Below are 11,663 nucleotides of genomic sequence, written 5' to 3' on the forward strand. Positions count from 1 at the left end.
TCGGACCGGGCGTTGCGTTTAGAGCCCATGACGGATCGCAGTGCATTTGCATGCGACGACCCGTCATGGCTCTTACAACTCGCGACTTAGAGGCTGCGAGCCACTTGGACTTTCTCGAACACTTCGATCTTGTCACCGGCTTTGACGTCGTTGTAGCTCTTGACGCCGATACCGCATTCCATGCCGGCACGCACTTCGGACATGTCGTCCTTGAAGCGGCGCAGGGACTCGAGTTCGCCTTCGAAAATAACGATGTCTTCGCGCAGTACACGGATCGGACGGTTGCGGTGAACCACACCTTCCAGAACCATACAGCCAGCAATCGCACCAAACTTCGGCGAACGGAATACGTCACGGACTTCGGCGATACCCAGGATGTTCTCCCGAACGTCGCTGCCAAGCATACCGGTAAGGGCTTTCTTGACGTCTTCGATGATGTCGTAGATCACGTTGTAGTAACGCATATCCAGACCTTCCTGCTCGACAATCCTGCGAGCGCCAGCATCGGCACGCACGTTGAAGCCGAACAGTACAGCGTTGGAAGCCAGTGCCAAGTTAGCGTCGCTTTCGGTGATACCACCGACACCGCCGCCGACTACGCGCACTTGCACTTCGTCGTTACCCAGACCGCCAAGGGCGCCCTGCAGAGCTTCCAACGAACCACGAACGTCAGATTTGAGGACGATATTAAGCGTCTTCTTCTCTTCCTGGCCCATGTTCTCGAAGATGTTTTCAAGCTTGCCGGCATGAGCGCGAGCCAGTTTGACTTCGCGGAACTTGCCTTGACGGAACAGAGCGACTTCGCGCGCTTTCTTCTCGTCAGTCAGTACGCTCAGCTCGTCGCCAGCGTCCGGTGTGCCATCAAGACCCAGGATTTCGACCGGAATCGAAGGACCTGCTTCTTTAACTGGCTTGCCGTTCTCGTCGAGCATGGCGCGGATACGGCCGAAGTTCGAGCCAACCAATACCATGTCGCCTTGACGCAGCGTACCGTCTTGAACCAGAACGGTTGCAACCGGACCACGACCTTTGTCGAGACGCGATTCAACCACGACACCACGACCAGGAGCGGACGGGGTCGCTTTCAGTTCCAGTACTTCGGCTTGCAACAGGACCGCTTCGAGCAGTTCGTCAACGCCAGTACCTACTTTCGCAGAGACGAGTACGAACGGAGTCTCGCCGCCCCACTCTTCGGAAGTAACACCTTGGACAGACAATTCGCTTCTGATGCGATCGAGATCAGCACCTGGCTTGTCGATTTTGTTCACTGCTACGACCAGCGGAACACCGGCGGCCTTGGCATGCTGAACAGCTTCAATGGTCTGCGGCATCACGCCGTCGTCCGCAGCAACAACCAGAATCACGATGTCGGTCGCCTTGGCACCACGAGCACGCATTGCGGTAAACGCAGCGTGGCCTGGGGTGTCGAGGAAGGTGACCATGCCACGATCAGTTTCAACGTGGTACGCACCGATGTGCTGGGTGATGCCGCCGGCTTCGCCAGCTGCAACCTTGGCACGACGAATATAGTCGAGCAGCGAGGTTTTACCGTGGTCAACGTGGCCCATTACGGTCACAACCGGTGCACGGGCGAACGTCTCACCTTCGAACTTCAGCGATTCGGCCAGAGAATCTTCCAGGGCGTTGTCGCTGACCAGTTTGACCTTGTGGCCCAACTCTTCGGCGATCAACTGGGCAGTTTCCTGATCCAGTACCTGATTGATGGTCACCGGGGTGCCCATCTTGAACATGAACTTGATCACTTCAGCCGCTTTGACCGACATCTGTGCGGACAACTCGCCGACAGTGATGGTCTCGCCGATGGCAACGTCGCGAATGACCGGCCCGGTAGGGCTCTGGAAACCGTGAGCGTTACGCTTTTTCAGCTTGGCCTTGCCGCGACCACCACGACGGAAGCTGTCGCTTTCTTCGTCGGTAGTACGAGGTGCAACACGTGGCGCTGGTGCTTTCTCTTTAACGGAAGCACGGTGCGGAGCGTTCTTGCGATCGCCATCACCACCACCGCCGCTACGACGATTGTTGTCATCGCTGCGCGGTTTGTCCGGGCGACGCTGTTCGTCTTTCTTGCGGGCATCGGCAGCCGGTGCAGCAGCCGAAACCGGTGCTTGACGCACAGGTTCGGCAACAGCAACAGGCGCGGCAACAGCTTCAGTACCGTTCGATTGCGCAGGAGCAGGCTGGCTACGCGCTTGTTCTTCGGCGCGACGCTTGGATTCTTCTTCAGCCTTTTGACGTGCAGCATTTTCTACCGCACGACGTTCGTCCACTTCGCGTTTACGCTCGGCTTCGATTTCTTCCGGGCTGCGCTGTACGAAAACTTTCTTCTTGCGCACTTCAACGCTGATGCTTTTGCTGCCAGCAACGCGAAGTGTGCTTGTGGTTTTGCGCTGCAAAGTGATCTTGCGCGGCTCTTCCACTTTGGCCTTGTGACCGCTTTTCAAATGCGTCAACAGGGCTTGTTTCTCTATGTCGGTCACAACTTGTTCGGCGGCGGTGTGCGGCAAACCTGCCTCACGCATCTGCTGTAACAGGCGCTCTACCGGTGTGTCGACCACTGTGGCCAGTTCTTTCACCGTGACTTGCGTCATGCACTTCTCTCCTCAGGCCGCGCCTACTTACTCGAACCAATGGGCTCGGGCGGCCATGATCAACTTGCCGGCACGAATATCGTCAATGCCGTCGATGTCGAGCAGGTCGTCAATAGACTGCTCGGCCAGGTCTTCGCGGGTAACTACGCCGCGCACCGCCAGTTCCATCGCCAAATCCTTGTCCATACCCTCAAGCGAGAGCAGGTCTTCGGCCGGATGGGCGTCTGCCAGCTTTTCCTCAGTAGCGATGGCTTTAGTCAACAAACGATCTTTGGCCCGAGCGCGAAGCTCGTTGACGGTATCTTCGTCAAAGCCATCGATGTTGAGCATTTCTTCCAACGGTACGTAGGCAATCTCTTCCAGACTGGTGAAGCCTTCATCAACCAGTACCTGTGCCAGATCTTCGTCGACTTCCAACTCGTCGATGAAGTTGCGCAGGATGTCACCGGTTTCTGCTTGCTGCTTAGCCTGGATGTCCGATTCGGTCATCACGTTCAGGGTCCAGCCAGTCAATTGGCTGGCCAGACGCACGTTCTGACCACCGCGACCAATGGCCTGAGCCAGATTGTCTGCGCCAACGGCGATGTCCATTGCATGGGCATCTTCATCAACGATAATTGCCGCCACTTCAGCCGGTGACATGGCGTTGATGACGAACTGGGCCGGGTTATCGTCCCACAGCACGATGTCCACACGCTCGCCGCCCAACTCGCCGGAAACAGCTTGAACGCGCGAACCACGCATACCAATACAAGCGCCTTGCGGATCGATTCGTTTGTCCTTGGAGCGAACAGCGATTTTTGCACGCGAACCCGGGTCACGGGAGGCAGCCATCACCTCGATGAGACCTTCGGAGATTTCCGGCACTTCAATCCGAAACAGCTCAATCAGCATCTCTGGCGCAGTACGCGACAGGATCAGCTGAGGGCCACGGTTCTCGGTGCGGATTTCTTTAAGCAGTGCACGAACGCGGACACCCACGCGGAAAGTTTCCCGCGAAATAATGTCTTCACGCGCCAGCAACGCTTCGGCATTGTTACCCAGGTCGACGATGACATTGTCACGCGTAACCTTTTTAACAGTGCCAGAAATAATTTCGCCAAGACGCTCACGATAAGCATCAACGACTTGAGCACGCTCGGCTTCGCGGACTTTTTGCACGATGACTTGCTTGGCAGTCTGCGCAGCGATCCGACCGAATTCGATAGAGTCGATTTTAATTTCGACAACATCACCGGCTACGGCACCAGGCTGTTTTTCCTGGGCCTGATCGACAGCCAGTTCGTGTGCTGGATCGTCCAGATCTTCGTCTTCGACCACTGTCCAGCGACGGAAAGTCTCGTAGTTACCGGTCTGGCGATTAATCTCCACACGCAGCTCAACTTCATCTTCGAAACGCTTTTTGGTAGCAGTGGCAAGAGCCAGCTCCAGCGCTTCGAAAATCACACCTGCCGGTACGCCCTTTTCATTGGACACCGACTCAACAACCAGCAGTACTTCTTTGCTCATCGTACGCCTCGCCTTTCGCAAGCCATTGGATCCGCGGGATCCGCGTCTCAGTCAAACTTGGGGATAATGTTGGCTTTGTCGATCAAGTCGATCGGCAACAAGTATTCGTGGTCTTCTACCTGCACCACGATGTCTTGCTCCTCCACCCCGCGGAGAAGGCCCTGAAAGTTGCGACGACCATCGAAGGGCGAACGCAGCTTTATCTTCACTTGTTCGCCGGCGTGCAAAGCAAACTGCTCAAGCGTGAACAGTGGGCGCTCCATGCCAGGAGAAGAGACTTCAAGGGTGTATTCAACGGCGATTGGATCTTCGACGTCCAGAACACCGCTGATCTGACGGCTGACTATGGCGCAGTCATCCACCAAAACGCCGCCTTCTTTATCAATATAAATACGCAACAGTGAATGGCGACCTTGAGCCGAAAACTCAATTCCCCAGCATTCATAGCCAAGGGCCACGACCACCGGGGCCACCAAGGCCTGCAACTGTTCTAGCTTGCTCGACACCTGAACCCCCTCGTGCATGCAATGCAAATAAAAAATGGGCGAAACGCCCATCCCTGAAAACGCCGTTGAATAGCGGCGCTATGACTGTCCAGCTAACAAAAAGCCCCTAAAAAGGGGCTCCGCTAAAACTGGTTGCGGGGGCTGGATTTGAACCAACGACCTTCGGGTTATGAGCCCGACGAGCTACCAGACTGCTCCACCCCGCGACAAAGCTGGGGCGGAAGTATACGACCGATCCCTCGCAGGGTCAATCGAACCTCCACCGACAAGAAAGCCCGCTACTGCGGGCTATCTTGATAATTGGTACCGAGAAGGGGACTCGAACCCCTACACCCTATGGGCACAACCACCTCAAGGTTGCGTGTCTACCAATTCCACCACCTCGGCAATACAACTCTTTAGCGGTTCAACATCAACCGCCCGATCCGGTGTTACTTTTGCTGTGGCGCTTGAGGTACGTCAGCAGGTTTAGCCGCTGGCTTTTGCGCTTCGAGCACCGGCACATCTTCTGTAGCCGGCTTTTTCTGCGGTACTTCCAATACTTCTGGATCAGGCAAACCTACTTGAGTCAGCTGATGAGCTTTCTCTTTAGCAAAGTAACCTAACCCTAAGCTGGTTATGAAGAAACCGGCGGCAAGTATAGCAGTAAACTTACTAAGAAAGGTAGAGGAACCTTGGCTTCCGAACACAGTATTTGAAGCACCTGCACCGAAAGACGCACCAGCGTCCGCACCCTTGCCCTGCTGCAGCAATACCAGAGCGACAACGCCCAGCGCACCCAACAGATGAAAAACGACTACGACTGTTTCCAGCATTTTTTCAGTTTCCCGCGGCGCGACAAATCGCACCGAACTCATCTGCATTCAGGGACGCTCCACCAATGAGCCCCCCATCGATATCCGGCATGCCGAACAGTTCAGCCGCATTGGCCGCCTTCACGCTGCCGCCATAAAGAAGCCGCACACCTTGTGCAACCTCAGCATTCTCTGCCGCCAACTGCGCACGAATGGCTGCGTGCACTTCCTGCGCCTGTTGGGGCGATGCAGTCAGTCCGGTACCAATGGCCCAGACAGGCTCGTAAGCAATGACTGCATTTACAAAAGCACCGACGCCCAGCTCTTCGATGATGCTGCCAAGCTGACGCGCGACAACTTCAAACGTCTTACCCGCTTCGCGCTGCTCCAGGGTCTCCCCTACGCACAACACCGGCGTCAAACCACACGCCTGAGCTGCCGCGAACTTGCGATTAAGGACATCGTCGCGCTCGCCCATGATCTGACGACGCTCAGAGTGCCCTACCAGGACCAGGGTACAGCCCGCATCAGCCAGCTGACTCGGCGAAGTCTCACCGGTCAACGCACCCTGCACTGGCTCTACCGCAGAATTCTGCGCACCTACGGCGACCGACTTGCCATCAAGGCCGTCAATCACCTGATTGATGTACAAACAAGGCGGAAACACTGCTACATCAACACCGCTCGGCAAGGCCTGATTACGAAGGCCATTGATCAGCTCAGCGACGCTGGCGCGGGTACCGTGCATCTTCCAGTTACCAGCTACCATTAGGCGACGCATGCTGTACCTCGTCGGTCAAAGTGGGCGCAGATGTTACCCAACCGCATCAACACTGGCAAGCCGAAATCAGGCGCAAACTTCAGTTACCAGTTTTGCCAGCTCATCGGCGTAACCGCGAACCAGGATTTCGTCGTCACCTTCGACCATGACACGGACCAATGGCTCAGTGCCAGATTTGCGTAACAGCACGCGCCCACGGCCAGCCATAGCCACAGTAACGCGCTCGCAAGCCTCTTTCACGGCAGGATGCTGGACCGGATCCACACCGCCTGCGAAGCGCACATTAAGCAGTACCTGAGGACACTTGCGCAGCGCTTGTCGCGCCAACGCCAGGCTTTCGTCGCGACGACGCAGTGCTAGCAGAACCTGCAGCGCAGCAATGATAGCGTCACCGGTCGTGGTGTGCTGGAAGCAGATAATGTGACCGGAGTTCTCACCACCGATCTGCCAGTTACGCTCAAGCAACTCCGCAACTACATAACGGTCGCCAACGCCCGCACGCACGAACGGAATATTTAAGTCCGCAAATGCCAGCTCAAGCCCGAGATTACTCATCAGCGTGCCAACGACACCGCCTTGCAGCTTGCCTCGTTCATGCAAATCACGCGCAATAATGAACAAAAGATCATCACCATCGACGATTGCACCCGTGTGATCGACCATCAGCACCCGGTCGCCATCGCCATCGAAGGCGATACCCAGATCGGCATGCCCTGCCAGCACAGCAGCCTGCAAGTTGCCCATATGGGTCGACCCGCAGTCATCATTGATGTTCAAGCCGTTAGGCTCAGCCGACAAAACTGTCACCTGAGCGCCCAACTCACGAAAAACGTTGGGTGCGACTTTGTAAGTGGCCCCGTGAGCGCAATCGATGACCAGCTTTAAACCTGCAAAATCGGTACTGCTCGGAACACTGCTTTTACAGAATTCGATATAACGCCCGGCGGCATCATTGATACGCGAAACCTTGCCCAGCTTATCGGACTCAACCACCGTCATCGGCGCATCAAGCAGCTCTTCGATCATCATTTCCACTTCGTCAGGCAATTTGGTGCCCTGACCAGAGAAGAATTTGATGCCGTTGTCATGATGAGGATTGTGCGACGCACTGATCACAATGCCAGCTTCGGCATGAAAGGTGCGGGTCAGATAGGCGATGGCCGGAGTAGGCATCGGCCCCAGCAGCATGACGTCAGCGCCAGCAGCCGAGAGACCGGCCTCCAGCGCCGACTCGAACATGTAGCCAGAAATGCGCGTGTCTTTACCGACAAGAACCCGGCAAGCACCCAAGCGACGGAACGCCATCCCTGCGGCCCAGCCAAGCTTGAGCATAAAATCCGGAGTAATCGGAAATTGACCGACCCGGCCACGAATGCCGTCGGTACCGAAATATTTTCTAGTCATGGATGCTCCCTCATTCTTATTCAGCCGATTCGACTGCAGCGATCATTCGCACCACGTCGACGGTTTCGGCCACATCGTGCACACGTAAAATGCGTGCACCCTTGATCATGGCCATGGCGGCCAACGCCAGACCACCAGAAAGCCTCTCAGCAACCGGACGCCCAAGCACCTGACCAATCATGCTCTTGCGCGACACACCTACCAATAACGGCCTGCCGAGCGCATGCAAGGCTTCCATATGCTTGAACAGGCTCAGGTTGTGCTGAAGGTTTTTAGCAAAGCCAAATCCCGGATCCAGAATAATCCGCTCACGCGGTATGCCGACTGCCGCGCACTGCTCCATCCGCTCGAGCAAAAACGCGGACACCTCCCCCACAAGATCCTCATACTGCGGATTATCCTGCATATCGCCCGGCTCGCCGCGCATATGCATCAGACACACAGGCAAACCCGTGGCCGCAGCAGCGTCCAGAGCACCCTCACGACGCAAAGAGCGCACATCGTTGATAAGGCCCGCACCGAGGCGCGCCGTCTCACGAATGACCGCTGGCGTAGAAGTATCGACCGAAATAATCACATCAAGTTCGCGACTTAGCGCCTCGACGACAGGACCTATTCGTTCAAGCTCTTCGACAGGAGAAACTGCGCGCGCACCGGGCCGCGTGGACTCGCCACCGACATCGATCAACGTCGCACCTGCAGCGACCATCTCTTCGGCGTGACGCAACGCCGCCTCGCGCTGACTGAATCGGCCGCCGTCCGAAAAAGAGTCTGGCGTGATATTCAGGATGCCCATCACGTGCGTATGGGCCAAATCAAGAACCCGGCTGCCGCAAGGCAACCGGGTTGGGTACAGCGCAGAAGTCATGTCAGACCTTAGAGTTCAGCAGCCGGACCGCCGATAGGGGTTTCTGGACGCGGGCCCAGAGGCGCGGCCGGAGTAGTACCGGAGCCACCTTCCCAATCACGCGGTTCGCGAGGAGCGCGACCGGCCATGATGTCATCGATCTGTTCAGCATCGATGGTTTCATATTTCATCAGCGCATCGGCCATCGCATCAAGTTTGTCACGATTCTCCGTGAGGATATGCTTGGCGCTGCCGTAGCACTGATCAATGATACTCCGAACTTCAGAGTCGATAAGCCTTGCCGTTTCAGCAGAAACGCTGGAGTGCTGACCGCCGCCGCCGCGACCGAGGAACATTTCACCCTCATCTTCAGCATACATCAGCGGACCGAGCTTTTCTGACAAGCCCCACTTGGTCACCATGTTCCGGGCAATTTGACTTGCACGCATAATGTCGTTGGAAGCGCCAGTGGTCACGCCGTCGAAGCCCAAGGTCATTTCTTCAGCGATTCGCCCGCCATACAGCGAGCAGATCTGACTGATCAGCGCACGCTTGGACAAGCTGTAACGATCTTCTTCAGGCAAGAACATGGTCACACCCAGCGCACGACCACGCGGAATGATAGACACCTTATAGACCGGATCATGTTCAGGCACCATGCGACCCACGATGGCGTGACCCGCTTCGTGATAAGCCGTGTTCCGTTTCTCTTTCTCGGACATGACCATTGATTTGCGCTCGGCGCCCATCATGATCTTGTCTTTGGCCAACTCAAACTCTTTCATCTCAACGATACGTTTACCGGTACGCGCGGCAAACAGAGAAGCTTCGTTGACCAGGTTAGCCAGGTCAGCACCGGAGAAGCCCGGCGTACCACGAGCGATCACGCCCGGGTTGACGTCTTCACCCATGGGTACTTTGCGCATATGGACTTTCAGAATTTGTTCGCGACCACGAATATCCGGCAGACCAACCACCACCTGACGGTCGAAACGGCCTGGACGCAGCAGCGCAGGGTCGAGTACGTCCGGACGGTTGGTAGCGGCGATGACGATGATGCCGTCATTCATTTCGAAGCCATCCATCTCCACCAGCAACTGGTTGAGAGTCTGCTCACGTTCATCGTGACCACCCCCCATGCCAGAACCACGATGGCGACCGACCGCATCGATTTCGTCGATGAAGATGATGCACGGCGCATGTTTCTTGGCTTGTTCAAACATGTCCCGGACGCGGCTTGCACCAACGCCCACGAACATCTCGACAAAGTCGGAACCGGAAATAGTGAAGAACGGTACCTTGGCTTCACCTGCAATGGCCTTGGCCAACAGGGTTTTACCGGTCCCTGGCGGGCCAACCATCAGCACACCGCGTGGGATCCGGCCGCCCAGACGCTGGAACTTGCCCGGATCACGGAGAAACTCAACGAGTTCGCCGACTTCTTCTTTAGCTTCGTCGCAACCGGCAACGTCGCCCAGCGTGGTCTTGACCTGATCCTCGGACAGCAGCCGCGCCTTGCTCTTGCCAAAGCTCATCGGCCCGCCTTTACCGCCGGCACCACCCTGCATCTGCCGCATGAAAAACATGAAGACAGCGATGATCACCAGGATCGGGAAGCTTGCGACCAGAAGCTGAGTCCATATGCTCTGCTGCTCAGGCTGCTTGCCTTCAATCACTACATGATTGTCCACCAGATCACCGATCAGGCCATTGTCCTGAATCGCCGGGCGAATAGTTTTGAAAGAGTCGCCATCGGCACGCTTGCCGGTGATGACATAACCGTCGACGGCAACCTTCTCGACCTTGCCATCCTTAACCTGCTGGATGAACTCGGAATAGTTGAGGGTTTGCGGCTCGTTTGGGCTGGAGAAGTTGTTCATCACTGTCACAAGGACAGCGGCGATGATCAACCACAGGATCAAATTCTTTGCCATATCGTTCAATTAGCTACCCTCTGAAGCAAGCCCCACGCAGGAGCGTGCCTCGCATGATATTCACCGGCCTAACTTACTACATTACCTACGGGTGTGGCAGGCGCCGTCTGTAACCCTTTGTGAAACATTGACTACATCATGTTCGTTTATGCTTCATTGGCAAGGCCATTTAATAAAACCTATCGCCGACATCAAAGCCGCTCAACGCTTTCAGCGCCCTTGATGCCGCGAAACCCTCGACCCAGCAAATACTGCTCGCGAGACCGATCGCGTGAAGCCGCCGGTTTGCGCATCTGGACCTTGTCAAACACTTGGCGAACCGACTTATGGAACGCGTCGAAACCATCGCCCTGGAAAATCTTGACCAGAAAATCACCACCTGGACGCAATACACGACCCGCCAAATCAAGCGACAGCTCGCAAAGAAACATAGCGCGTGGCATGTCAACAGCAGCCAGTCCACTCATATTGGGGGCCATATCGGAAATCACAAGGTCTACTTGTGTATTACCGACAGCCTCGAGGATTTGAGCCAGCACCGCATCCTCCGTGAAATCACCCTGAATGAAGGTCACATCAGGGATGCTGTCCATTTCGAGAATGTCTGAGGCGATCAAACGCCCCTGACCACCAATCAGACGACTGGTAACCTGCGACCAGCCTCCTGGCGCGGCGCCAAGGTCGATAACGGTCATGCCTGGGCGGATCAACCGGTCCTTTTCCTGGATCTCCAGGAGCTTGTAGCTGGCACGCGAACGATACCCGTCTTTTTGCGCCATTTTGACGTAAGGGTCGTCGAAATGTTCTTTCAACCAGTTATGGCTTGTTTTGGAACGGGCCACAGGGCACCTCAAAAATAAACGAGTCGTGATTAACTGGGCGGTCCCGGACTCGCTCGGGTAAACTGGCCGCCGCTTTTTACAAGATCAGACGCAGAGGTCAGATTATGCCGCTCACTCAGGAGCAGAAGAAACAGTACAAATCCATTGGCCATCATCTGAAAGCAGTATTGATTGTGGCTGACAAAGGTTTGACTGAAGGTGTGTTAGCCGAACTTGAACGCGCATTGGGCGATCACGAGCTGATTAAAATCAAACTCAACATCCTCGACCGCGAAAGCCGCCTGGAGGCCGTTGCAGCGTTGTGCAAGGCCGGCAAAGCGGATTTAGTGCAAGTCATCGGTAAAATGGCGTTGATTTATCGCAAGAACGCCAAGGTAAACAAGCTGTTGTCCAACGTCCACCGCTTCCACGCATAACCCTGTCTCTTATACACATCT

The 11,663-nt window shown here is 55.8% G+C and carries 10 protein-coding genes and 2 tRNA genes; 1 reads left to right on the forward strand and 11 read right to left on the reverse strand.

Features of this window, described 5'->3' with window-relative positions; translation table 11 throughout:
* Positions 1-86 precede the first annotated feature (86 nt).
* The 11 genes from infB to rlmE form a co-directional block, all read right to left on the reverse strand.
* The gene (gene infB, locus QN399_RS25490) at positions 87-2,609 is read right to left on the reverse strand and encodes a translation initiation factor IF-2 (protein ID WP_322177820.1); all 2,523 of its coding nucleotides are present in this window, start codon (positions 2,607-2,609) and stop codon (positions 87-89) included.
* Between the two features lie 27 nt (positions 2,610-2,636).
* Positions 2,637-4,118: a transcription termination factor NusA gene (gene nusA / locus QN399_RS25495; protein ID WP_219063829.1), complete on the reverse strand. Its 1,482-nt coding sequence runs from the start codon at positions 4,116-4,118 to the stop codon at positions 2,637-2,639.
* A 47-nt stretch (positions 4,119-4,165) separates the two neighbouring features.
* Positions 4,166-4,624 (reverse strand): ribosome maturation factor RimP, encoded by a 459-nt coding sequence (rimP, locus tag QN399_RS25500; protein ID WP_219063830.1) that lies wholly within the window; start codon positions 4,622-4,624, stop codon positions 4,166-4,168.
* A gap of 129 nt (positions 4,625-4,753) precedes the next feature.
* A tRNA-Met gene (locus tag QN399_RS25505) sits at positions 4,754-4,830 on the reverse strand.
* 95 nt (positions 4,831-4,925) lie between these two features.
* Positions 4,926-5,011: transfer RNA gene (locus QN399_RS25510), tRNA-Leu, on the reverse strand.
* Positions 5,012-5,055: 44 nt separating this feature from the next.
* Positions 5,056-5,439, reverse strand: a complete 384-nt coding sequence (secG, locus tag QN399_RS25515; RefSeq protein WP_330201862.1) for a preprotein translocase subunit SecG — start codon at positions 5,437-5,439, stop codon at positions 5,056-5,058.
* A 4-nt stretch (positions 5,440-5,443) separates the two neighbouring features.
* Positions 5,444-6,199, reverse strand: a complete 756-nt coding sequence (tpiA, locus tag QN399_RS25520; protein ID WP_322177819.1) for a triose-phosphate isomerase — start codon at positions 6,197-6,199, stop codon at positions 5,444-5,446.
* Between the two features lie 66 nt (positions 6,200-6,265).
* Positions 6,266-7,603 (reverse strand): phosphoglucosamine mutase, encoded by a 1,338-nt coding sequence (glmM, locus tag QN399_RS25525; protein WP_330201861.1) that lies wholly within the window; start codon positions 7,601-7,603, stop codon positions 6,266-6,268.
* Positions 7,604-7,619: 16 nt separating this feature from the next.
* Positions 7,620-8,471 (reverse strand): dihydropteroate synthase, encoded by an 852-nt coding sequence (gene folP / locus QN399_RS25530; protein ID WP_322177817.1) that lies wholly within the window; start codon positions 8,469-8,471, stop codon positions 7,620-7,622.
* 8 nt (positions 8,472-8,479) lie between these two features.
* Positions 8,480-10,384, reverse strand: a complete 1,905-nt coding sequence (gene ftsH, locus QN399_RS25535; RefSeq protein ID WP_322177816.1) for an ATP-dependent zinc metalloprotease FtsH — start codon at positions 10,382-10,384, stop codon at positions 8,480-8,482.
* A 191-nt stretch (positions 10,385-10,575) separates the two neighbouring features.
* Positions 10,576-11,226: a 23S rRNA (uridine(2552)-2'-O)-methyltransferase RlmE gene (gene rlmE / locus QN399_RS25540; RefSeq protein WP_322177815.1), complete on the reverse strand. Its 651-nt coding sequence runs from the start codon at positions 11,224-11,226 to the stop codon at positions 10,576-10,578.
* Between the two features lie 104 nt (positions 11,227-11,330).
* Here rlmE and QN399_RS25545 point away from each other — a divergent pair, with 104 nt between their 5' ends.
* The gene (locus tag QN399_RS25545) at positions 11,331-11,642 is read left to right on the forward strand and encodes a YhbY family RNA-binding protein (RefSeq protein ID WP_322177814.1); all 312 of its coding nucleotides are present in this window, start codon (positions 11,331-11,333) and stop codon (positions 11,640-11,642) included.
* The last annotated feature ends 21 nt before the right edge of the window (positions 11,643-11,663 follow it).

This window comes from Pseudomonas sp. 10C3 (assembly GCF_036346185.1).
GTDB lineage: Bacteria > Pseudomonadota > Gammaproteobacteria > Pseudomonadales > Pseudomonadaceae > Aquipseudomonas.